We start from the raw sequence: 23786 nt of genomic DNA on the forward strand, positions 1-23786 counted from the left end.
AAATTATTACATTATCGATAAGCGCGGTAGTAACAGAGTACACTGCTTATGGATATTTACTAATTGACTGGTGTTAATGCCCTGAATGTTACATAATTCCGTGGCACTTTTCATCAAAGAAACGCTATTTTATTGCTATGTTTGGACTGTCGAAACTATTCTCTGCTAAATCGGTGCAAAAACAACCGATTATTTCTGCTTTAGCGGCCTATCGAAGTGCCGCTTTCGCTGTGGGTATTGAGCAAGATTTTATCGCTGATATTACTCAAAACACCGATAAATCAATTATTGTTAAACTCACTCTTCCGTTTGCAGCACAATCTGAAATGCCACATGTTGCTAAATTTTTAACCGAGCGACTTAAAACCGAAGTAAATGTAAGCGCGGTGGTGACACTTAAAGAGGCTGCAAAATTTAAAGCCATAAAGCACATTATTTTAGTGGCCTCAGGTAAAGGCGGAGTGGGTAAGTCAACCACGGCTGTTAACATTGCAGGTTCGCTTAAAAATGAGGGCGCTAAAGTCGGCATTTTAGATGCTGACATTTATGGTCCTTCTATACCTATGTTGTTAGGTTTGGTAGGCAGTGAGCCTGTCACTAAAGACAACAAGCAATTACAACCATTTAATGCTAACGGCATTAAAGCGCAATCTATTGGCTTTTTAGTGCCTAGCGACGATGCTACCGTATGGCGCGGTCCTATGGCCTCAGGCGCGCTTAGTCAGCTATTAAATGAAACCGATTGGGGTGAGCTTGATTACTTAATCGTCGATATGCCCCCAGGCACTGGCGATATTCAATTAACCATGAGCCAAAAAGTCCCTGCCAGTGGCACTGTAATTGTTACTACGCCACAAGATTTAGCGCTGGCAGATGCGCAAAAAGGCATTGCTATGTTTAATAAAGTAAACGTGCCAGTGCTTGGTTTGATTGAAAATATGAGCCATTACATTTGCGGACATTGCGGCGAAGCTAATCATGTATTCGGTAAAGATGGCGCACAAAAATTAGCCATGAAGCATGGTGTTCCTGTGCTTTCGCATATTCCGCTTGCGATTAATATCAGAGAATCCTCTGAACAAGGTAAATTGATTGCCAATGATGCAAGTGCTGCTATAAGTGAAACCTACAGTGCAGCCGCACGGCTGATCGCCAGTACGCTTTATTATCAACAACATCACAACACAATTGAAGTTGTGATTACGGAAGATTAAAAATGAGACTTTCAGATACACATATAAAAGAATATTTAAACGATGGGCGTATTGTTATTGAGCCAGCGCCAACCAGTGAAATGATTTCAGGGGTGACTGCGGATCTTCGTTTGGGTAATAAGTTTAGAACTTTTCATGCTCATAATGCTGCTTACGTTGACTTAAGTGGACCAAAAGTTCAGCTTAATAAAGCGTTAGAGTCAATCATGAGCGACGAAATTGTATTAGACGATGGCGAAGCATTCTTTTTACACCCCGGCGAGCTTGCATTAGCAATAACCTATGAAAAAGTAACGTTACCTGCTGATATTGTTGGCTGGTTAGATGGACGTTCATCGCTGGCACGTTTAGGTTTAATGGTGCATGTCACCGCTCACCGAATCGATCCAGGTTGGAGTGGTAATATTGTCCTAGAGTTTTATAACTCGGGTAAATTGCCACTGGCGCTAAGACCCATGATGAAGATTGGCGCAATGAGCTTTGAAACGCTCACCGGCCCATGTGAAAACCCATATAACACTCGTGTTGATGCAAAATATAAAGATCAAAATAGCGCGGTGGCAAGTCGTATCAGTGATGATAAATAGTAATTCTGATTTTTAGAAACGATTACTATGCTTGTTGATGAAGCGCGTAACCTAATAATTGAAAATATTGGTTAAGTGCTTCATTGGCTTTTAACGTTTGGCTAAGCTCAGGGTAAATTAAATTATTACTGTTTAATCCACTGACCAAAAAGCTATTTTTTATTGTTTGATGCTGATTTATACAGGCTTCAAAACAGCGAGCTGCAAGCTCCTCTGGCATACTCATGTATTGCTGCTTGTGTGCCTTATCAAACGCGATACAGCGTTGGACAAATTCATTCGCATCTTCACCGTTTTGCGCTAAAAATACCTGCTTATAAAATTGATTAAGTGCATCATTAAGTGGATGGCTCAAATCAGGAGAGTTTGACAGCCATAACTTAGAGGCGAAACCAAAGCGGGTTTTTGATTTAAATAAATGCTCACTAATATGATGATCGAATGCATGAAACCACTCATGGGCTAAAGCACCGCCGCCTGCGTTTTTTGCCAGTGCGAGAGTTTGGTCATAAGCATTATAGTGTGCTTGCACACCTTTTTGTCCGCCATGGCCAAAGGCAAAGTTAAGTTTACCGCGAAGGCCAATTGCCGTTGGTGGTAAATGTAAAATTTGCGCTAAATCAGCTAGCGCATCATAAATTAAATTGGCACTAATAAAGCGCTCTTCTTTAGTCACCCACTTACCAACGACCATTGAACGAAAACCAAAAGTCGTTCTAATATCGCTAAAATCAACTTGGTCGTCAAAACGATAGTCAGGGCCTTGGCGTGAAAATCCGCGCTTTAATCGAGAAGGGGTATTACGCATTGGTAATTTCATTTTTAATTACAGGTAACGTGCTTTTACGTGAGCGGGCATATGTTGGGTTTGTTTGGTTATTAATTCATCTAACAAACCATATAAGGGTGCCGGGTTTAGGGCTTCAATAAGCGATAAACTATGCGCTACGGCCTCTAGGGTTGATAAACTGTCTGCCCTTGGGGCTTTACGAATAGCATAGCGGTTTGTAGGAATATGGCGAAAGCTTACTGTTTTAAACTGTTGTAATAGCGGATTTAATTGCAAGATTTTAAAGGCTTTATTCCATGTTCCATCGATCACTATTAAATGCGTAAGCGGTTGTACGTTTTTACTGTTATTGGCTACATCTAACTCAATTGCATCCTCGTTTGGGTAGAGTAACACGGTCGAGCTGATTGGTAGCTTTTGCAAGCAAGCGAAATCTTGATTATTTTCGCCTTTAATTATTTTGCATCGCGTTAAACTTAATGCCAATAACTGAGCTGTATTTTTGCTCACTTTTGCTTCACTGGGATGCTGTAAAACAATAACCTGAGTTTGGTTATCAACACAGGTTATTGCGTTGCAAATACAGGTGCTTAGCGAAAAATTACAGCGTTCACAAAGAGCACGTGCCATAAGCTAACCATTTGATTAATACATTTAGCGTAATTATACATTTTTGCATTAATAAAGTTGGTTTTTTTTGTGCTTAGATATAGAGTAAGAGATGAAAGAGAAATCGCAGGACCGCATTAAAGGGCATTAATATGACAGAGATCAGTATCGACGAATCCGCATTAGAAAGTATGGAGTCGCTATTAGGTGAACAGTTTCCAGATACGTTGGAATTTTGTTGTTCAGAGTTCGAGCGCTTAGGAAACGAAACTATCGCAGCGCTCGGTCAAGATAAAGAGGCCGCCATTCGCCATTCTCATAGTCTTAAATCAAATGCTGCCCAATTTGGGGCGGCAAGTTTAGCCGAAGTGGCACGTTTAATTGAATATAATTTAAATAATGGCAACGATGAGCAGGCTGCAGACGCAGCAAATAATTTAATGGCGCAAGTGACTGGTTCGCAAGAAAAATTAAACGCGTGGCAAGCTCAACGATAACCCCATTTAATGAGTAACAAAATAAAGTGTTAACGTGAATTTTTTTCAGTTTTAAGCGCTTAATTTCCCTAGTAATTCACGGCTTTACTGAGTTAGTCTTAAGACTAACTTGCTCTTTAGAGGTAACAATGTCAGAAATAAAAAAGAGTCATAAATTAGACGGCGTCTGTTATGACATCCGTGGTCCCGTTTTAGTACAAGCTAAAAAAATGGAAGACGAGGGCCAAAAAGTACTTAAGCTCAATATTGGTAACCCCGCGGCATTTGGTTTTGATATGCCAGAAGATATGCACCGCGACATTATCCGTAATTTATATTCTGCTCAAGGCTATTGTGATTCTAAAGGGCTTTACTCTGCGCGTGTTGCTATTTATCAGCATTATCAACAACGTGGTTTACACAACTTAGACGTTGATAATATTTACATTGGTAATGGTGTAAGTGAGCTGATTCAAATGGTCACTCAAGCGTTGCTAAATAATGACGACGAAGTATTAATTCCTGCGCCCGATTATCCGCTTTGGACTGCGTCGGTCAAGCTAGCAGGCGGTAACCCTGTTCACTATTTATGTGATGAAGAGCAAGACTGGTTTCCTGACATTGATGATATAAAAAGTAAAATCACGTCAAAAACCAAAGCATTGGTGTTAATAAACCCTAACAATCCTACTGGCGCTGTGTACAGTGACGCTTTGCTTGAAGAGTTGATAAGTATTGCCCGAGAGCACAAGCTTTTACTGTTAAGCGATGAAATATACGAGAAAATTCTATACGACGGCGTTACCCACACTTCTATTGGAGCATTGTGTGACGATATTCCTGTTATTACGTTTAACGGCTTAGCTAAGACATATCGCGCCGCTGGTCTTAGAATGGGTTGGATGGTGTTAAGCGGTCGTACAGCGTTAATGACTGATTTAATAAAAGGCTTAGATATTCTTGCTTCAATGCGCCTGTGCGCGAACGTCCCTGCTCAATATGCCATTCAGCAAGCATTGGGTGGAGTACAATCCATTGACAGTTTAATTGACCCAGGTGGTCGCTTATACGAGCAGCGAGATATTGCTTGGCGTGGATTAAACGCCATTGAGGGGATCAGCTGTAAAAAGCCAAAAGGGGCGCTGTATGCATTTCCTAAAGTTGATACTAAACTGTTTAATATTAAAAATGATGAACAAATGATGTTTGATTTGTTAAAGGCAGAAAAAATATTATTAGTCCATGGACGTGCATTCAACTGGCCAGATCCAGATCATTTTAGATTAGTGTTTTTACCTAATAAAGATGACTTGAGCAGTGCGATGATGAAAATGCAGCGGTTTTTCAAAGATTATCGACAAGAATAAAGTAAAAAAACGAGCCAATTGGCTCGTTTTTTAGTTAATGCACTAAAGTAAACGGCCGTGTTTTAAAGCATGTAACAGGGCATTCCATCCGCTGCCTTGGAATGCCAGCCTCCATAAAAACGTGTCCTTGCACTGTAAACCCGTTATTTTTGAATCGTTCTACTTCATTTAAAATACAGTTAATACTAACAGCCTCAATACCTTGCTCTGTGGCTAGCTTTACAATGAAATTAAGCAGTGATTTATAAACGTTGCGATTGCGATGCTGCGGTAGTACGGCAATTCTTCCTATTAAACCATCATTACATAATCGACCTGTGGCAACAGGTGAGTGCATATTATCGGTAACCAGAATATGTTGAGCGAGCGCATCTAAGTTATCAAATTCAATATTCTTTGGAATATGTAATTCGTAAACAAAAACGCGCTCTCTTATTTGTTGAAGTTGATCTTTTTCACTTTGCCAATCAACTTTGTCAACAGTATAAACCATGACCTCCTCCTAGCTAAACCAAATACCCTCATTAACCAGTGTAGTAAAAGTTTCGATAAAATCTAGGCTAGGTGTGGTTGAATTTAACGTGTTGGTATCAAATTCAATAAAATCAGTTAGCTGTTTTACAGCCTTTAAATCAGATAACGGTAAAGGGTAGTTTTCGCCATTAACACTTAAAAGCAGCTCACTCTCCATACACTGGTAAATTGCGCGCGTGCCACCAAGACGTTCAAATGTCATATCACTTTCAAGTTGTTGCATAATTTCAGCGGAACTAAACGGCGTTTCTTCGGGCGCTAAATCCATATCGTGCTTAGGTTGACTTAAAGTGTTTCCTAACCAATTTTTAAATAAGCTGTCGTTTTCTATTAAAGCCTGCATTAATGTTTTGACTTTATCGACTTCGCTTTGTGTAAGCTCACCTTTTGAATCTCGAAGAGTGAGGGTATGATCCGTATACCGTTTTTGGCCACTCTCTGTGTCAATAATATGATCTGCAAAACTAGACAGGAGATCTTGTTGGTTAGGAGCTCTAAATCCGACTGAGTAATTTAAAGCATTTTCAATTGCATAGCCTTCATGAGGGCAACCTGGTGGTATGTACAAAATGTCACCTGGCTCTAAAACGCAATCAATCACTGCAGTGAAAGCTTCAACTTGTAGTAAGCTTTTATTTTGAGCAAATTGCTTTAAAGAGGCATCAGGTAAGCCTACACGCCAATGGCGTTTGCCTTCTCCTTGAATAATAAATACATCATATTGGTCCAAGTGTGGGCCAACACCGCCGCCAGGGGTTGAGTAGCTAATCATCAAATCATCTATTCGCCAGTTAGGAATAAATCGAAATGGCTCAAGTAATTGGGCTGCTTCTGGATGCCAATGATCGACTGCTTGCACTAATAAAGTAGCATGCTCATCGGTGAGTATTTCAAAATCTTCAAATGGTCCTTGGTGGGATTGCCATTGCTGATTATGGTTGGTAATAATACGCGATTCTATGCTGTCTTCCATGGCAAGACCTGCCAGTTCATTGGCATCAAGAGGGTCTTTAAAGTCACTAAAACCTCCTTTGATTAATAGTGGCTTTTTTTGCCAGTATTGATTTAAAAACGCTTGCTCAGATAATTCATTTATTTTTAATTGATACATAGAATGCCTATAACGTTAAGAGCCAAATGACAAAAAAGCGAAAGGCAGAGACCTTTCGCTTTTTATTAGTCGTATTGATTTATTAAATTAAATCATCAATAAACTCAACAGCACGACCAATGTAGTTGGCAGGTGTTAGCTTTTTCATTTCTGCTTTTGCGGCGTCTGGTAATTCTAAACCATCAATAAAATCAGCCATTATTTCTTTATTTACACGTTTACCACGGGTTAAATCTTTAAGCTTTTCATATGGCTTTTCAATACCATATTTACGCATTACCGTTTGAATTGGCTCTGCTAGTAGCTCCCAATTTTGATCAAGCTCATCAGCTAAACGTTGTTCGTTAACTTCTAGCTTGCTTACACCTTTAAGTGTTGATTGGTATGCAATAACAGCATAACCCATACCAACACCTAAATTACGTAATACAGTTGAGTCAGTTAAATCACGTTGCCAGCGAGAAACCGGTAGTTTTTGTGCTAAATGACCAAAGATAGCATTGGCTAAGCCTAAGTTACCTTCTGAGTTTTCGAAATCAATTGGGTTCACTTTATGAGGCATAGTTGATGAGCCAATTTCACCGGCAATGGTTTTTTGCTTAAAGTGATTAAGCGCAATGTAGCCCCACATGTCGCGGTCAAAATCTAGCAATATAGTATTAAAACGCGCAATTGCATCAAATAGCTCTGCAATATAGTCATGCGGTTCAATTTGTGTAGTAAACGGGTTAAGTGTTAAACCTAGGCTAGTTACAAATTTATCTGCGTGAGTATGCCAGTCGTAATCAGGGTAAGCACTTAGGTGAGCATTGTAGTTACCTACAGCACCATTTACTTTGCCTAACATTTCTACTTGTGCAATTTGGTCACGTTGACGCTTTAAACGCATGTATACGTTTGCAAACTCTTTACCCATTGTTGATGGGGTAGCAGGTTGCCCATGCGTACGTGTCATCATTGGAATGGCTTTGTATTCAATAGCTTTTTCTTTAATTGCGCTTAATAGCTCATCGCAATAAGGTAAAATAACATTGTTACGGGCTTCACTTAACATTAAACCGTGAGATAAATTGTTGATATCTTCAGAGGTACATGCAAAGTGAATAAATTCATTAATGGCATGTAATTCAGCGTTATCAGCTACTTTTTCTTTTAGTAGATATTCAACAGCTTTTACATCATGGTTAGTAGTGCGTTCAATGTCTTTAACACGCTGCGCATCGGCTTCACAGAAGTTATCGACGATAGCATTTAATAGTCCGTTTGCTTGCTCGCTTAAAGCTGGGACTTCTGTTATATCGCTTGCTGCAGCTAACGCTTGCAACCAACGCACTTCAACGGTTACACGGTATTTGATTAACCCAAATTCGCTAAAAATACTGCGTAGTTCAGTGGTTTTGCTGCCGTAGCGACCATCAACCGGAGAGATAGCCGTTAACGCTGAAAGCTCCATAATAACTCCTAAATTTTAGTTTGAACGATAATTAAATTTTTGTTTTAGCAATGGCGAGAATTTTTCTTTTTGCAAAAAAGAAATGACGACGTTTGCCGCCCATTTGTCGCCATAACACTGCACTACGAATACCGGCTAAAAGTAACGCACGGATTTTGTTTTGAGTGAGTTGCTGTTTTAATAACTCGGGTTTACCATAAACCTGGATTCGGTGCCCAAGGGGGCTTAGCACCGACGAGTATATATCTGCTAAACCGGCAACAACATTGTCATCGGTAATAGCAAAATGATCTAAACGACGATGAATATCATCAATACGTTTACCTAATTCATTGAGACTTTTACTGTTGGCGCTAAGGGCTCGTTCTAACTGCATCAAGCCCCCCACGTATTTAACTATTTCAACATCTTTTTGAGCACCGGCACTCAGTTGTGCCATTAATGTTTTATAGCCATCACGCAAATTTTGTGTGCCTTGGTATACATCCTCAGGGGAGGCGGGTGAGGTTTGCACAATACTTGATAACAACGTCGAAAAATCGTGCTCATCACAACGACCGTATTGAGCAACCTTTTGTACTTGTTTAGCTACTTGACACATGGCAGCAAGTGCCATGACTTGATGTTGATTCATTACTTAATCACCGAATCAATAATGCCACCACCTAAGCAGACTTCATCAGCGTAAAATACGGCGGATTGTCCTGGGGTAACGGCTTTTTGCGGTTCATCAAACAACACGCGTGCCATGCCATCTTCGCCAACGAGCAATGTACAGCTCAAGTCTTCTTGACGGTAGCGAGTTTTAACGGTGCAGCGAGTGGTGCCTTGCGGGCCAATACGATCTACCCAGTGTAATTGGTTAGCATTAAGGCCGTTACTATATAGGCGAGGGTGATCTTTACCTTGACCAACAACAAGAACATTACGCTCTAAATCTTTATCTACCACATACCATGGTTCGCCAGAACCTTCTTTCATACCACCAATTAATAAACCTTTACGCTGACCAAGGGTGTGATACATCAAACCTTCATGTTCACCTACATTGTTACCGTCGGTGTCTTCAATTACCCCTGGTTGTGCAGGTAGAAATTTTTGTAGGAAATCTTTGAATTTACGCTCGCCAATAAAGCAAATACCGGTGCTGTCTTTTTTATCATGGGTAATTAAATCTTGTTCTTCAGCAATACGGCGTACTTCTGGTTTGGCAATATCTCCCACAGGAAATAGTGTTTGCGCAATATGTTCATGGCTTAATGTGTATAAAAAGTAGCTTTGATCTTTGTTATCGTCTAGACCACGGCACATTACATATTTATCACCACGTAGCTCACGGCGCACATAATGCCCAGTTGCAATAAAATCAGCACCAAGCGCTTGCGCAGCAAACTCTAAAAACGCTTTAAATTTTATTTCTTTATTACACATGATATCTGGGTTGGGTGTGCGACCCGCTTTGTATTCCGCTAAAAAGTATTCGAATACATTATCCCAGTATTCAGCAGCAAAATTTACGGTATGAAGTTCAATGCCTAACTTATCACATACAGCTTGTGCATCTTTTAAATCTTCAGCAGCGGCACAATATTCATCATTGTCATCTTCTTCCCAGTTTTTCATAAACAGGCCTTCGACCTGATACCCTTGCTGTTTTAACAAGTAGGCAGATACAGAAGAATCAACACCACCGGACATGCCAACGATGACTTTAATGTGACTATTTTCGCTCATGAATAATTTCGCTTATACAGATTACTGTTAACTAGGAAAGGCCGCGATTATAGCATGTATTTTGCAGGTGCTTAAAGAGAGGATGGGGGATTGAATAGATTTTGTTGTAACTTTTTACACTCAATGGCGAGCAATAAATAGATTGGTGTTTAATTAACTCGTTTTTTGACTAATATAAAGGGGTGGTTTTTATTAGCGGCCTCATACTTTGTAAGTTGTTTTTGTCGTGTTTAATTGCGCAGCAATATTCTTCATTAACAAAACTTTACATTTTAGATTACCTACCATATCTTAAGTAGTATACAGATACATAAATAAACTAAAATATAATCAATGGAATGAATATATGAACTACGCCTCGCAATCACATTTGGTTAAGTCGTTTGTGCTTGATGCGTCTGAAAAAACAGTGTCCGATCTCACTTTTGAAGACGATTATTCACTACAGCAATTAAAAGAATCAGCTTATAAATTATTTTATGACATTATTACTGTGCCGGTTCCCTATTTTTACCAAGAACCTAATCCGATTGTTGAGCTGTTTAGGCTTATAGAATCTTCATTAGGCTCTTTAAAATCTTCACAAAAAGCAATTTTAAACCAATTAGAAAAATGGTGGGTAGAGTGGCATTTTGTTGCTTCTATGAATGCATTGTTTGAAAGTGAAAACAAAGAGCAAGACTTCAACGTTATTAGCACTACCCAGCATCCTATGCGTAAACATGAGTTAAGCCACTATGCGCGGTTATTTACTATTTTACCCTTACCTGTGTGTGATGTTTGTATGGTAACCGGTGATATTTTAAAAGTTAACCAACGGTTTGTTGATGTATTTGGTTATACGTTACAAGATGTTCCAAATCTCAATGTATGGTGGAAATTGGCCTACCCTGAAAAAGATTACAGAACATTTGCACAAACGTTATGGCAAAAGTCACTTGATCAAGCAAATCTAAATAATGATGATATTCCTGCTAATGATTACAGAATTTCCTGCAAAGATGGTAGTGAAATTGTGATGCAAGTCTCTGGTATCAGTGTTGAAGGGGAATTCATTGCTATATTCAATGATGCCACTGAGCGTTTAAAAACCCAAGAAATACTCAGTGATATGGCATTTTTAGACTCACTTACAAAAATAGCCAACAGGCGGCGCTTTGATGAAAAACTAACGTCTGAATTTGACAAGCTATCAAGCGACAACGCTGAACTGTCGATGATCATTATAGATATTGATAATTTTAAAAAGTATAACGACCGTTATGGTCACCTCGAAGGAGACAAATGTTTATTTCAAGTGGCGCAAAAACTAGCTGAAACTGTCTGTCGACCTGAAGATTTTGTAGCCCGATATGGAGGCGAAGAGTTTGTCGTACTGTTACCGAAAACGGGTAAGCAAGGAGCATTATTTATCGCGGAACAAATACAAAAGTCGATTGAAAAATTGGCCATTCCCCACAAAGACAGCTTCACAGGACTATTGTCTGTCAGTATGGGGATAAATACCATAGAGCATGATCACTATAGCGATCATGCGCAATTTTTTAAACAAGCAGACAGCGCACTTTATTACGCGAAAAAACAAGGAAGAAATTGTATTGCTTTAGCTACAGATAATTAGGGTCTGTTGACCTTTGCGGATTAAAATTTGTTCAAACTAGGGGCGGTTTAATCGCGGCGCGAGGTTTGTGACCTAGTGGGCTAAGTAAAAGCCGAGCAACAAAGAGTAAATCGCCCCTAGGCAGAACCCTTCGGGCAGCGCTTGTTTGGCATTGATGCTGCGTTATCGCCTATTTATGGGGAATAACCACACCTCATAGGCTCTGCCTTGCCTAAATACCAAACAGACTGCTGAAAATTTAACCTTGAAAGGTCAACAGACCCCAACGCAAGTTGATGGTTAATTATCAATTTCTTTGAATTCTCCGCTATTTATTCCCTCAAGCGTGTATTTACCGATACTGTAGCGAATTAAACGCAAAGTAGGGTGGCCAACATGAGCTGTCATTCGTCTAACTTGACGGTTTCTACCTTCGTTAATAGTTATACTCAACCATGAGGTTGGTATTGATTTACGTTCTCGTACCGGCGGTGTGCGAGGCCAAAGTGTTGGTTCATCCATTAAAGTTACCTTAGCGGGCAAGGTGATGCCATCTTTGAGTTCAACACCTTTATTTAAAGCATCAATAGATGCTTGTGTTGGGATCCCCTCGACTTGAACCCAATAAGTTTTGTTGGTTTTTTTACCAGGCGCTGTGAGCGTGTTTTGTAACTTGCCGCAGTTTGTTAATAACAACAAGCCTTCGCTGTCTCTATCTAAACGACCTGCTGCGTAAACATCCTTTATGGGAATAAAATCAGCTAATGTTTGTCTATTTTGATCGTCAGTAAACTGACAAAGCACATCATAGGGTTTATTAAATATAATGACTTTTTTATCACTTTGCGCTATTGGCGGCTTTATTGGCCTTTTTACTGTACTTTTATTAATACCAGTTCGAGAATAAGTACGACCTGTATTGCGTTTGCCCTTTGAAGAGGGCGAATGTTCAGGTTTGTGTTTCATTAAATACACCGTGCAGGTTTAGGTAAACCCGCTATTTTCGTCGCTTGTTTGGCCGGCCCTTTAGGAAAAAGCTTGTATAAGTACATGCTGTTGCCTTTATCTTCACCAAGTGCTTTAGCCATGGCTTTGACTAACATTCTAATGGCTGGGCTGGTGTTGTATTCAAGATAAAACGCGCGCACAAAATTCACAACTTCCCAATGTTGCTCAGTTAACGTAATGTTTTCTTGTTCTGCAATAACATTGGCTAACTCTTTTGACCACTTAGTATAATCTAGCAGGTAACCTTGCTTATCAGTGTCTATTGTTTGATTATTAAATTCCAGCATGGATCACCAAGTAATTGATTGTTTAGATGATAAACTAAGCGCAACGAACTCATCATAGCTAATTGCTTTATCATTCAAATTTAAAGATATATCGCGAGCGTCTGCATCATCTTTTAAAATATAAAGTGAGTCAGCAAATTGTCTGTATTGTCCTTTCGCAAAGCAAGCATCACCCACGAGTAGCACACTGTCTGTGAGCATAATCAGATTGTCTAAGCTGTGGGTACTGTAGTAATTCAGTGGTTTTGAAAAAATATGTAAAGTGCTCATAGGGTCACCACATGCTGCTGATTGTGAATTAGCTGTTTTTGGGCGTTAAAGTTTACTATGTTTGCTTCAATGAGCAGTTCACTCTTACTTAAACCATAATCAATCAGTGATTTCTCACAGACGTAAATATTTTCAACATCATAAATTTCTAACGTTTTAATGTTTTTGAAAAAATCTTTGATGCCTAAGGTATTTGGATTTTGGTTTTTTTTCAGCGCTAACACGGCTGGACCACTAAACAACCAGCTAATATTTTGATCAACGGCAGCAAAAATAAGGGTCATATCAAGTGCATCGCGGATGTGCATGTCATCAAATGGACTTGATTGACTAATTACGAGTATATTAATCATTTAAATTGTATCCATTTATCCGCTTCACTGGCCAGCATGGCAAATTCAGCTAAACCTGCCACAGCAAATTCGCCAGTATTTTTTATGTCTAAGCCACGCTTTTCAGCCGCAGTAACGCATAGCATAAGCTTTATGTTTTTTTCTGCGAGCTGATGCCAAAGTGAGGGAGGGTTTAACTCATCTGAGGCGAGCTCAAAATGAGTTGAAGCGTGATAAATACCATCTTGGTATAAGAATAACGCATCAACGCTATGTCCTTGCGCCAGGCAGGCATGAGCAAATTTAACAATACGTTGTGTGGTATCGTGATCTGATGGTGGAGTATGTAAAGAAAGTACAAAGCGTGCCAAAACTATTCCAATAAAAAAGCCCCAATAAAGGGGCTATTTTAACAGAACTATTTAATTAGTCATTATTTGCGCCAAGTAAGGCAAGTAATGACGTAAATAGGTTATATACACTTAGGTATAAAGATACGGTTGCACGGATATAATTTGTTTCGCCACCATTAATGATTCTGCTTGTGTCGAACAAAATCAGGCCAGACATAATTAATACCACTGCTGCGTTTAGTACCATAAACATTAACGAGCTACCTAGGAAAATATTTACAATACTTGCCACAATAACCACAATTAAACCGACAGTTAAAAAACCACCCATGAATGAGAAGTCTTTTTTAGTGTTAAGTGCATAAGCAGATAAACCAAAGAAAATTAACGCCGTAGAACCTAGCGCTTGCATTATAAGCATTGGCCCGTTAGGAAGTTGTGCATAGTGATTAAGGAGTGGGCCTAAACCTGCGCCCATTAATCCTGTAAACGCGAACACCCAAAATACGCCAGATGCTGTATCTGCTTTTTTGTTAACAACAAAAAGCAGACCAAATGAGACAAGTGTAAATACAAGTCCCATAAAATAAGGTAATTGCAGTGCCATTGAAATACCGGCAGTGACTGCACTAAATGCAAGTGTCATTGCAAGTAAAAAATAAGTGTTTTTAAGCACCTTGTTTGTTTCAATGGTCGACATTACCGGCTTTGCAGTATTGTACGATTGATTAAACGCCATTGTAGAGCTCCTGTAAGTGAAACTAAGTAGTTCCTGTAATTTAACTAAAATTAGATTACCAACTCTTATATGTTTGGGCAAACCTTTGTAGATCAATAGACAACTAAATTTAAATAAAAGTTCATTCGCCGGTTAGGATTTACTCTTATTGCTTTATGTTTAAACAAATTAGTTGTTTTTTAATCACTTGAACAAATAAATGAAAAAAAAGCTTCACAAAGCCCATGGGTTTCCCTATTATTCAGGCCGTGCGGAGAGATGGCAGAGTGGTCGAATGCACCGGTCTTGAAAACCGGCAGGGGTTTATAGCCCCTCTAGGGTTCAAATCCCTATCTCTCCACCACCTAATTAAAATAATTACGAGTACACTCTTACTTGTAATTTATGCACTTTCGGAGAGATGGCAGAGTGGTCGAATGCACCGGTCTTGAAAACCGGCAGGGGTTTATAGCCCCTCTAGGGTTCAAATCCCTATCTCTCCACCATTATCAGATAAGCCCGCTTTTTGCGGGCTTTTTTGTGCCTCATTTTCGCTATACCTTTTTCAAAGCCAAGTATATTTAGTTAAAAAATACGACCATAGTCTCTATTTATAAGCTACAGCGGTTAGTGCATGCTAAGAAATTAAAGATTTACGTTTGTGTTAAGGATCTTACAATGAAACATCAACTCGCAAAAAGCGTCGCACTTTCATTATTATCTCCTGTTATTATTGGCAGTATGTTAGGGATTTACTATGCATTGACAATGCGTGGTGATGCCGTCTCTATTTTTTTAGGGTTATTAATGACGGCTATTGCTAACGCGCACATAGTAGGCTTAACCATGGCCGCGTTTGTTGTGCCTGGTTATTTACTTATGTTTAAATATTCTAAGGTCAATTATTCTGGTGTATTAACACTAGGCTTGCTAGGCGGGGCTATTTTTAGTTACCTACTGAGCGCCACCACAGGTGAGATATTTTTAATCAATAGTGTGATGTCAGGGTTTGCTGCTGGGCTGTTTTTATTCGGTCTACGTAAATCGGTACAAAGTTAATTGCAGAATATTTAATCAAGTGCGTCGTAAAACCATGTAATTTCCTTTTTTTTACCCGCAAAAGGTTTCAATTTTTAGTGACAAAGAGTACCTTTAGCTACTGTATGTTTAATAAGAAGTAGTTTGGTATGCAAAAGCACGATTTTTACCAGTCATTAGTTAAGCAAACTGAATCGCTGATAGGCGGTGAATCAAACATAATTGCCAATATGGCAAATATAAGCGCGCTGTTATTTACCTCTTTGGAAGATGTGAATTGGGCGGGCTTTTATTTTATGGATTCACCCACAGAATTGGTACTTGGTCCATTTCAAGGCAATCCAGCTTGTATTCGTATTCCAGTAGGGAAAGGGGTATGTGGCACTGCTGCGGCAACCGAGCAAACCCAGTTAATTTCAGATGTGCATGCTTTTGACGGTCATATAGCCTGTGATGCAGCATCAAATTCTGAGATAGTTGTACCTATCATGAAAAACGGATCTGTATTTGCGGTGCTAGATATAGATAGCCCAAGTATCGGCCGATTTGATACTGATGACCAAGCAGGGCTTGAAGCACTTGTAAAATGCTTAGAGGCTAGCCTGTAATGAAAGATTTGCTAAATGTTCAAGATTACCTTTTTGCCGTTCAAGATGTTGGTGATTGGGAAGGGGATGAAGAACATGTAGCGGAAACGCTCAATGATTTGATTCACATGGCATGGGATCGTCTACCTGATGATTTAGACTGTGATTCAATTGATGAAATTATAAATGGTATTTGGGAACATTTACGTGGTGATATGGCTGTAATCGAAGCTGACTTTGAAGAGTTAGTCGATTGGAGTATTCACTATGTTGATTCTGCCCTTGATGAAAAGATGTGATTAAATAGGTTCTAAAATGGAAACCACAAACAAGCTAAAAGATATTAATGAAGTATTGGAGTTCTTATACCAAGAATTTCCACAATGTTTTAAACAAAAAGAGGGCATTCAGCCGCTCAAAGTTGGTATTTTTAAAGATATCGCTGAGCGCATTGAAGGGTCTGAGAAAGTAAGTAAGACACAAGTTCGTCAAGCACTTAGAAAATACACATCTAACTGGCGCTACCTTGAAGCTGTTACTAAATCTGAATTTAGAATCGATCTTGACGGAAATCAAGGCGAAAAAGTTGAGCAAGAGCATATCGACCACGCACAAAAAGCGTTGGAAGAAAGCCGCGCCAAAATGGCAAAACGCAAAAAGCAGCAACGCCCTCGTCAAGATTCAGATGCAAAATCTTTCAAAAAGAAACCAGCTCACGCGGCTAAAAACTCATCGACTGCAGCAAAACCTGCAAAAGCCGCTGCACCTAAGCGTTCAGGAAAAGTTGAACCTTTGCCTGCAGGCGAGGTCAAGGTTAATAACAAGGTTAAGGTTAAACTTGGCCAAGCACTTGTTAATGCAGTAATCACTGAAGTAAACAAAGACGATGTTCACGTTGAATTAGTGACAGGTATGCAAGTAAAAACCAAAGCCGACAGCTTATACATTATTTAAGTTGCGAAAAAATTAAGGAGTTGTGTATGAGTAAAAAGTTTACGCTCATTCCGTTAGTTGCTGCACTGTTTTCAGGTTCGTTATTTGCTGCAGTAGAGCCGGTAACATTAGAAGACTTACCTTTGCTAAAGCAAGAAAGTCAGCACGGTACAGCCAGTAAACGAGTGGCTAACCTATTTACTCGTTCGCACTACACACCTGTTCGATTTAACGATGAGCTTTCAAGTAAAGTGTTTGATCGTTATATCGAATCCCTTGATTTTAATAAAAGCGTGTTTTTAAAAAGCGATATTGACTCATTTGAGCAATATCGTGAGCGTTTTGATAACGCGCTAATTAGTGGCAAGTTAGGGTTTACGTTTGATATTTTCAACTTAAGCCTTAAACGTCGTTTTGAACGTTATGAATTTTCGCTTTCGTTACTTGAAAATGAAATGACGTTTGACAAAGAAGACGAATACTTTTACGACCGTGAAGATGCACCATGGGCGACTACGCAAGCTGAGTTAGATGAAATTTGGCGCGAGCGAGTGAAATATGATGCATTACGTTTAAAAATGACAGGTAAAGATTGGCCTGGCATAAAAGACGTGTTGATTAAGCGTTATAAAAACGCAGAGAAGCGTCTTGTACAATCAAAATCTGAAGATGCATTTCAAATTGTAATGAATTCACTTGCACGTAGTATTGAAGCACATACTTCATACTTATCTCCACGTCGTGCAGAACAGTTCAAAATGGATATGGATCTTGAACTTGAAGGCATTGGGGCGGTGTTAACCCCTGATGAGGACTACACGGTAATTCGCAGTTTAGTACCTGGTGGCCCAGCAGATAAATCTGAGCAAATAAAAGCTGATGATCGCATTATTGGTGTGGCTCAAGATGGCGAAGAATTTGTTGATGTAATTGGCTGGCGTTTAGATGATGTGGTTGATTTAATAAAAGGCCCCAAAGGCACTAAAGTACGTTTGCAATACCTTAAAGGTGCAGATGCGCACGGTACGCCAAAAGTGGTTGAAATTATTCGTGATAAAATTCGTCTTGAAGACAGAGCTGCCAAATCAGAAGTCTTTGAAGCCAGCTATTCTGATTTAACCAGCAAAATTGGTGTAATAGAAATACCAGGTTTTTACAACAACTTATCTAAAGATGTAAAAGTTGAGCTGGCTAAACTCAAAGAACAAAATGTTGACGGCATTATTATTGACTTACGCCAAAATGGCGGTGGTTCTTTGTATGAAGCGACTCAGCTATCTGGCCTGTTTTTTGACCAAGGTCCAGTAGTACAAATTCATACCTTAAACAACCGTATTGAAGAACAAAAAGATCGTGACGGCATTACCTATTATGATGGCCCGCTGACAGTGCTTGTTGATAGATACAGTGCATCAGCGTCTGAAATCTTTGCCGCAGCAATGCAAGACTATGGTCGAGCCGTTATTATTGGTGAGCAAACCTTTGGTAAAGGGACCGTGCAACAGCATAAAGGTTTAGCGCGTGCTTATGACTTATACGATAATCCTTTAGGTAGTGTGCAATATACGATTGCAAAGTTTTACCGCATTAATGGCGGGAGTACGCAGCATAAAGGGGTGATCCCAGACATTACCTTCCCATCGGCTATTGATCCTGCAGAATGGGGTGAAAGTAAACAAGATAATGCATTACCATGGGATAGCATAGTACAAGCGCAGTATAAGCAAATAGGGCGTTTAAATCCTGTTATTAGTGTGCTGGAAAAACAGCATAATGAGCGCATTAAAACCGAACCTGAATTTAATTATGTGTTTGAAGATATTGCTCGTTACAACGAAGAAAAAGATCGTAAAACAATTTCTTTAGTCGAGAAAAAACGTATTAAAGAAAAAGAAGAAAATGAAGCGCGAGCATTAGCACGCACTAACGAGCGTTTAAAGCGTTTAGGCAAACAACCTTTAGAAAATTTAGATGACGTGCCTGAGGTAATTGAAGAGCTTGATCCGTTTCTTGAAGAGGCAGCACTTATTACACAAGATTATATTAAATATGGTCGCGTAGCTAAGCGCTAACATAGGCTTCATTCAGTAAAAAAAAGGCGCCAAGGCGCCTTTTTTACTATCGATAATTTGCTAAATTGTTATAATTGCCGATTACCAAAAGTTGAGCTAGATCAAGCATGCTCAATAAATGCGCGTACGTGCTAATAAAAATAATCAACATGCATCGAATGTGTGTAGGAGTCTATATTTTGAAGCCAATTGAAGAAAAACCACTTAAAAGTGCCTCGTTTCTTGATGCACTCATTCCAATTACTGTATTAATTTGTTTATTAGGTGCCGCTGTGTACTTATTTGGTGATGACTCATCGTCAGGACCAAATCAAATTGCCTTGTTGTTTGCAACATTCGCTGCGGCATTAATTGGTTTAAAAAATGGCTACACCTGGAAAAAATTAGAAGATGCAATGATTGAGGGGATCACCTTATCTCTTAGTGCAATTTTGATCTTACTCATGGTAGGGGCATTAATCGGAACCTGGCTATTATCAGGAACCGTACCAACGTTAATTTATTACGGCCTACAAATTATTAATCCTAGCTGGTTTTACGCCGCGAGTTGTTTAATTTGTGGCATTGTAGCAATGAGTATTGGTAGTTCATGGACTACAGCAGCGACTATAGGTGTCGCGTTACTTGGTGTAGCTTCTGGGCTTGGTTTAGAGCCGACAGTTACCGCTGGCGCCGTAATATCAGGCGCTTATTTTGGCGATAAGCTTAGCCCACTATCAGAAACAACCAATTTAGCCCCAGCCGTTGCCGGTGCTGATTTGTTTGAACATATTCATCACATGCTTTGGACAACGGTTCCAAGCTTTGTGATTGCTTTAATTATCTTTGTTTTCATGGGTTTTAACGCTACAGCGGCGGGTGAGTCGGGTCAAATAGATCAAATAACTGCAATTCTTCAGCAAAACTTTAATATTGGCTTAGAAATGTTGGTGCCGTTAATTGTATTACTTGTGCTCGCGATTCGAAAAATGCCAGCGTTTCCGGCTATTTCAATTGGTGCTGTGATCGGCGCAGTGTGGGCTATGTTATTTCAATCGGACTTAATTGCTAGCCAAATAGACATGACTCAGGGCGAGTTTGTGGGTTACTTTAAACTGGTTTGGACCACCTTTTTTGATGGCTTCACGATTAACACGGGCGATGCAAAAATGGACTCGTTACTAAGTGGCGGCGGCATGTCTGGCATGCTAACCACGACATGGTTGATCATGACTGCACTCATGTTTGGTGCGATTATGGAAAAAACCGGACTACTTGATATCTTTGTTAAAAGTATTTTAAAAATAGCAAAAAGCACCGGCTCTCTTATCGCCTCTACTATTGCAACGTGTATTGGTACCAATATTATTGCTGCCGATCAGTATATTGCCATTGTGGTACCTGGGCGGATGTTTAAAGAAGAATATAAAAAGCGTGGTTTAAAGCCTGTTAACTTATCACGTACGCTAGAGGATGGTGGCACAATCACCAGCCCGCTCATACCCTGGAACACCTGTGGTGCGTATATGCAAAGTGTGCTGTTAATCAACCCGTTTGATTATGCGCTTTATGCTTTCTTTAACCTTATAAATCCTTTCTTAGCTGTTATTTACGCTTACTTAGGTATTAAGATATTGCGTATCAAACCTAAACAAACGGCTTAATTTAAGTAGCTCCTTTTTTCATTAAAAGGGGCTATTTTTTTGGAGTGAACATGACTGAACTACAAAAACCTCAAGCAGAATACCTAAAAGACTACCAAGCCCCTCATTTTTCAATCGAACACACTGAGCTGACATTTGATTTACAGCCATTAAAAACTCAGGTAAATGCTTTATTAACGCTTAAGCGCGTTGGCGATTTAAATGCGCCACTGGTATTAGATGGCATAGACTTAACTTTGATCTCTTTGTCGGTAGAGGGTGCAGAACTCACAGATTATAAAATTATAAATCAGCAATTAATCATTAATAATCTACCTAATGAATGTCAGCTAAGCATAGTGACGCAAACATCACCGCAAACCAATACTTCACTTGAAGGTTTATACTTATCGGGTGGGGCATACTGTACTCAATGTGAAGCGCAAGGGTTTAGAAAAATAACCTACTATATGGATCGTCCTGATGTCCTTTCGACTTTTGATGTCACCATAATTGCAGATACGACATTTGCGCATTTACTCTCCAATGGTAACCAAGTTGATAGCGGTGAAACGCAAGATGGACGTCATTTTGTAAAATGGCAAGACCCATTCAAAAAGCCAAGTTACTTGTTTGCTTTAGTGGCAGGGGACTTTGATGTTTTACACGATAAATACACTACCCGCAGTGGTAAGGATGTAACCCTAGCGTTATTTGTCGATAAAGGAAACTTACCTAAAACAGAGCATGCTATGACGTCGCTTAAAAAAGCGATGGCTTGGGATGAGTCACGTTTTAATTTAGAGTATGACCTTGATATTTATATGATTGTTGCCGTTGATTTCTTCAATATGGGAGCAATGGAAAATAAAGGGTTAAATATTTTCAACAGCAAATGTGTGTTGGCGAATCAAGAGACGGCAACCGACAAAGATTATCATACTATTGAGTCTATTGTTGGCCACGAGTACTTTCATAACTGGACAGGAAATCGTGTAACTTGTCGTGATTGGTTTCAGCTGTCTTTAAAAGAAGGTTTAACGGTATTTAGAGATCAAGAGTTTAGCAGTGACTTAGGCTCCCGTGCGCTAAATAGAATTGACGCGGTAAAAGTGATGCGCACTCATCAATTTAGCGAAGATGCCGGCCCAATGGCTCACCCAATACGCCCAGAAAAAGTAATCGAAATGAATAACTTTTACACCGTTACTGTGTATGACAAAGGGGCTGAAGTTATTCGTATGATGCATACATTGTTGGGTGAGGAAAACTTTCAAAAAGGCATGGCTTTGTACTTTGAACGCCATGACGGGCAGGCGGTTACCTGCGATGACTTTGTTGCGGCAATGAGTGATGCATCATCAATTGATTTATCACAATTTAAGCGTTGGTATAACCATTGTGGTACACCTCGCCTGAACGTAACTAAAAAGTATGATGAAGCTTCGAAAACATTCTCGCTTAGCGTAGAGCAGCTTGCACCAGCGAATCAGCCTGACAATGCAATGTTACATATTCCTTTTGCTATTGAGCTTTTAGACTCTCAAGGGCAGAGTATTGCATTACAGTACCAAGGCAAGCAGCTTGATCATGTGCTGGATGTAACGCAAAGTTCGCAAACATTTCACTTTGATAATATTCACAGCAACCCAACCGCTGTATTGCTCGAAGATTTTTCAGCTCCATGTATTTTAAATCAATCTATTAGTGAAGCGGATTTATTACATATTATGCGTTTTGCGCGTAGCGATTTTTCACGCTGGGATGCACAACAGCAGTTATTTATTAACGCTCTTAAAGCCAATGTTACTTCAGCAAGTAAGACCCCTTTGAGTGAGGAGGTGATTGATGCACTACGTGGATTGTTATCTCAGCGTGAGGGCGATTTAGCACTGGTTGCTGAACTGTTGAAGTTGCCAAGTTTTGATACCTTAGCTGCTGAATTTGAAATAATACCGGTAGATCAAATAACGGCTAATATTGAGTTATTTGAACAGCAAATTGCCACGCAATTGCACAGAGAATTTTTAAGCTGTTACCAAGCCATTACCGATGATGGCAGTGTTAGTGCGCAAGCGGTAGCAATACGTGCGCTGAAACAACTGTGCCTACATTATTTGGCAAAAACCGACGGTGTTGATGCGGCAAATTTAATTGAGCAGGCTGCATCATCAACAAATATGACCAATGTACTCGGCGCATTGAGCAGTGTGGTTAAAGCAGCACATCCATTGTCTGATAAATTACTCGAGCATTTCGACGCTCAATGGCGACATGATGTATTAGTAATGGATAAGTGGTTTGCCCTGCAAGCAATGAACTCTGCTGATGATGCTATTGAGAAAATAAAGGCTTTGTATACACACCCTTGTTTTGATTTTTCAAATCCAAACCGAGTACGTGCACTAGTGGGTAGTTTTTCTCATTTTAATACTGCACAGTTTCATCGTTTAGATGGCAAGGGCTATACATTACTTGGCGATTTATTAATAAAGCTCAATGCGATTAACCCGCAAAATGCATCTCGTATGTTAACGCCGTTTATGTCGTGGCGTCGTTATGATGAAACGCGTGCAACTGCACTGAGAGCTCAATTAGAGCGATTAGCTAATTTAGACGGGTTAAGCGACGACCTATTTGAAAAGGTCGAGAAAGCCTTACAATAAATTATGATAGAACACTATTTTAGTATGAATTTGAGCTATACAAAGTGCATGGATTATTACCATGGACGGTATAGCTCAATCCAAGTGACAGCTGATAGCGGTAAAACAATTCGTTTTTCCGCTCATTATCTTCGACCTTTTATTTCGAGTTTAGGGATCCGAGGTCGATTTAGACTTATTTTAAGTAATGAAAACAAGTTCATCCGTCTCGAACGAGTAGCCTAGCTGTTGTTTTTTGTGATATAGATATACACAAATATTGCCTTTTTGTTAATTTCGATTTGTTCTATTGTTAATTTACGTGTATAAATTATCTGGTATGACGTCTTACCAATACGTAAACGTCAAACAAATAAAAAACTTATAACTGATTGAAGGCGACCATTTGTAATTTGTTTAATTCGCTTCTATCGTTACGATTACAC

The 23786-nt window shown here is 39.5% G+C and carries 26 protein-coding genes and 2 tRNA genes; 15 read left to right on the forward strand and 13 right to left on the reverse strand.

Annotation, left to right across the window (positions count from 1 at the left end; genetic code table 11):
* Positions 1-137 precede the first annotated feature (137 nt).
* A complete protein-coding gene (gene apbC, locus BW139_RS03035; protein WP_076918627.1) occupies positions 138-1214 on the forward strand; it encodes an iron-sulfur cluster carrier protein ApbC in 1077 nt (358 codons plus the stop codon).
* A 2-nt stretch (positions 1215-1216) separates the two neighbouring features.
* Positions 1217-1801 (forward strand): dCTP deaminase, encoded by a 585-nt coding sequence (gene dcd / locus BW139_RS03040; RefSeq protein WP_008113601.1) that lies wholly within the window; start codon positions 1217-1219, stop codon positions 1799-1801.
* A 25-nt stretch (positions 1802-1826) separates the two neighbouring features.
* Here the strand turns inward: dcd and BW139_RS03045 are convergent, their stop codons facing one another.
* Positions 1827-2609, reverse strand: coding sequence for a CLCA_X family protein (locus tag BW139_RS03045; protein WP_008113600.1), 783 nt, complete (start codon positions 2607-2609; stop codon positions 1827-1829).
* 18 nt (positions 2610-2627) lie between these two features.
* The gene (locus BW139_RS03050; protein ID WP_076918628.1) at positions 2628-3221 is read right to left on the reverse strand and encodes a tRNA-uridine aminocarboxypropyltransferase; all 594 of its coding nucleotides are present in this window, start codon (positions 3219-3221) and stop codon (positions 2628-2630) included.
* 131 nt (positions 3222-3352) lie between these two features.
* On the opposite strand from BW139_RS03050, the gene BW139_RS03055 reads away from it, so the two are divergent.
* Together BW139_RS03055 and BW139_RS03060 are read left to right on the forward strand one after the other, a co-directional pair.
* The gene (locus BW139_RS03055) at positions 3353-3697 is read left to right on the forward strand and encodes an Hpt domain-containing protein (RefSeq protein WP_076918629.1); all 345 of its coding nucleotides are present in this window, start codon (positions 3353-3355) and stop codon (positions 3695-3697) included.
* A 128-nt stretch (positions 3698-3825) separates the two neighbouring features.
* Positions 3826-5043: a pyridoxal phosphate-dependent aminotransferase gene (locus tag BW139_RS03060; RefSeq protein WP_076918630.1), complete on the forward strand. Its 1218-nt coding sequence runs from the start codon at positions 3826-3828 to the stop codon at positions 5041-5043.
* Between the two features lie 34 nt (positions 5044-5077).
* Here BW139_RS03060 and BW139_RS03065 read toward each other — a convergent pair whose 3' ends face one another.
* From BW139_RS03065 to mnmA, 5 genes are all read right to left on the reverse strand, one after another.
* On the reverse strand, positions 5078-5536 hold the full coding sequence (locus BW139_RS03065) for a GNAT family N-acetyltransferase (protein WP_076918631.1): 459 nt from the start codon (positions 5534-5536) through the stop codon (positions 5078-5080).
* A gap of 9 nt (positions 5537-5545) precedes the next feature.
* On the reverse strand, positions 5546-6688 hold the full coding sequence (locus tag BW139_RS03070; protein ID WP_076918632.1) for a cupin domain-containing protein: 1143 nt from the start codon (positions 6686-6688) through the stop codon (positions 5546-5548).
* A gap of 82 nt (positions 6689-6770) precedes the next feature.
* Positions 6771-8141 carry an adenylosuccinate lyase gene (gene purB / locus BW139_RS03075; protein WP_076918633.1) on the reverse strand — a complete coding sequence of 457 codons (1371 nt, stop codon included), beginning with the start codon at positions 8139-8141 and terminating at the stop codon, positions 6771-6773.
* 31 nt (positions 8142-8172) lie between these two features.
* Entirely contained in the window at positions 8173-8775 is a 603-nt protein-coding gene (gene hflD / locus BW139_RS03080; RefSeq protein WP_076918634.1) for a high frequency lysogenization protein HflD, read from the reverse strand.
* Positions 8775-9875: a tRNA 2-thiouridine(34) synthase MnmA gene (mnmA, locus tag BW139_RS03085; RefSeq protein ID WP_076918635.1), complete on the reverse strand. Its 1101-nt coding sequence runs from the start codon at positions 9873-9875 to the stop codon at positions 8775-8777. The genes hflD and mnmA overlap by 1 nt, the downstream gene beginning before the upstream one ends.
* A 346-nt stretch (positions 9876-10221) precedes the next feature.
* Here mnmA and BW139_RS03090 point away from each other — a divergent pair, with 346 nt between their 5' ends.
* Positions 10222-11496, forward strand: a complete 1275-nt coding sequence (locus BW139_RS03090) for a diguanylate cyclase (RefSeq protein ID WP_076918636.1) — start codon at positions 10222-10224, stop codon at positions 11494-11496.
* 279 nt (positions 11497-11775) lie between these two features.
* On the opposite strand, the gene BW139_RS03095 is transcribed toward BW139_RS03090, so the two are convergent.
* The 6 genes from BW139_RS03095 to BW139_RS03120 are packed head-to-tail and all read right to left on the reverse strand — an operon-like array spanning position 11776 to position 14464.
* Positions 11776-12441 carry a pseudouridine synthase gene (locus BW139_RS03095; RefSeq protein WP_076918637.1) on the reverse strand — a complete coding sequence of 222 codons (666 nt, stop codon included), beginning with the start codon at positions 12439-12441 and terminating at the stop codon, positions 11776-11778.
* A complete protein-coding gene (locus BW139_RS03100; protein WP_076918638.1) occupies positions 12441-12770 on the reverse strand; it encodes a TusE/DsrC/DsvC family sulfur relay protein in 330 nt (109 codons plus the stop codon). Before BW139_RS03100 ends, BW139_RS03095 begins: the two co-directional genes overlap by 1 nt.
* A 3-nt stretch (positions 12771-12773) precedes the next feature.
* The gene (locus BW139_RS03105; RefSeq protein ID WP_076918639.1) at positions 12774-13040 is read right to left on the reverse strand and encodes a DsrH/TusB family sulfur metabolism protein; all 267 of its coding nucleotides are present in this window, start codon (positions 13038-13040) and stop codon (positions 12774-12776) included.
* Positions 13037-13393: a sulfurtransferase complex subunit TusC gene (tusC, locus tag BW139_RS03110; protein WP_076918640.1), complete on the reverse strand. Its 357-nt coding sequence runs from the start codon at positions 13391-13393 to the stop codon at positions 13037-13039. The genes BW139_RS03105 and tusC overlap by 4 nt, the downstream gene beginning before the upstream one ends.
* Positions 13390-13743 carry a sulfurtransferase complex subunit TusD gene (gene tusD / locus BW139_RS03115; protein WP_076918641.1) on the reverse strand — a complete coding sequence of 118 codons (354 nt, stop codon included), beginning with the start codon at positions 13741-13743 and terminating at the stop codon, positions 13390-13392. Before tusD ends, tusC begins: the two co-directional genes overlap by 4 nt.
* Before the next feature lie 55 nt (positions 13744-13798).
* Entirely contained in the window at positions 13799-14464 is a 666-nt protein-coding gene (locus BW139_RS03120) for a Bax inhibitor-1/YccA family protein (protein WP_008112034.1), read from the reverse strand.
* A gap of 252 nt (positions 14465-14716) precedes the next feature.
* On the opposite strand from BW139_RS03120, the gene BW139_RS03125 reads away from it, so the two are divergent.
* The 10 genes from BW139_RS03125 (at position 14717) to BW139_RS03170 (ending at position 23586) form a co-directional block, all read left to right on the forward strand.
* Positions 14717-14807: transfer RNA gene (locus tag BW139_RS03125), tRNA-Ser, on the forward strand.
* Between the two features lie 51 nt (positions 14808-14858).
* Positions 14859-14949 (forward strand) — tRNA-Ser (locus tag BW139_RS03130).
* Positions 14950-15121: 172 nt separating this feature from the next.
* Positions 15122-15502 carry a hypothetical protein gene (locus BW139_RS03135; RefSeq protein WP_008112036.1) on the forward strand — a complete coding sequence of 127 codons (381 nt, stop codon included), beginning with the start codon at positions 15122-15124 and terminating at the stop codon, positions 15500-15502.
* A 128-nt stretch (positions 15503-15630) separates the two neighbouring features.
* A complete protein-coding gene (locus BW139_RS03140) occupies positions 15631-16089 on the forward strand; it encodes a GAF domain-containing protein (protein WP_033103380.1) in 459 nt (152 codons plus the stop codon).
* Entirely contained in the window at positions 16089-16367 is a 279-nt protein-coding gene (locus BW139_RS03145) for a hypothetical protein (protein WP_076918642.1), read from the forward strand. The genes BW139_RS03140 and BW139_RS03145 overlap by 1 nt, the downstream gene beginning before the upstream one ends.
* A gap of 16 nt (positions 16368-16383) precedes the next feature.
* Positions 16384-17022, forward strand: a complete 639-nt coding sequence (proQ, locus tag BW139_RS03150) for an RNA chaperone ProQ (RefSeq protein ID WP_076918643.1) — start codon at positions 16384-16386, stop codon at positions 17020-17022.
* Between the two features lie 26 nt (positions 17023-17048).
* Complete coding sequence (prc, locus tag BW139_RS03155; protein WP_076918644.1) at positions 17049-19073, forward strand: carboxy terminal-processing peptidase; 2025 nt, start codon at positions 17049-17051, stop codon at positions 19071-19073.
* Positions 19074-19231: 158 nt separating this feature from the next.
* Positions 19232-20716, forward strand: a complete 1485-nt coding sequence (gene nhaC / locus BW139_RS03160) for a Na+/H+ antiporter NhaC (protein ID WP_076918645.1) — start codon at positions 19232-19234, stop codon at positions 20714-20716.
* 50 nt (positions 20717-20766) lie between these two features.
* Positions 20767-23361, forward strand: coding sequence for an aminopeptidase N (pepN, locus tag BW139_RS03165; RefSeq protein ID WP_076918646.1), 2595 nt, complete (start codon positions 20767-20769; stop codon positions 23359-23361).
* Positions 23362-23364: 3 nt separating this feature from the next.
* The gene (locus tag BW139_RS03170; protein ID WP_010390154.1) at positions 23365-23586 is read left to right on the forward strand and encodes a DUF2835 domain-containing protein; all 222 of its coding nucleotides are present in this window, start codon (positions 23365-23367) and stop codon (positions 23584-23586) included.
* The last annotated feature ends 200 nt before the right edge of the window (positions 23587-23786 follow it).

Origin of the sequence: Pseudoalteromonas sp. SK18, assembly GCF_001974855.1 — a bacterium.
GTDB lineage: Bacteria > Pseudomonadota > Gammaproteobacteria > Enterobacterales > Alteromonadaceae > Pseudoalteromonas.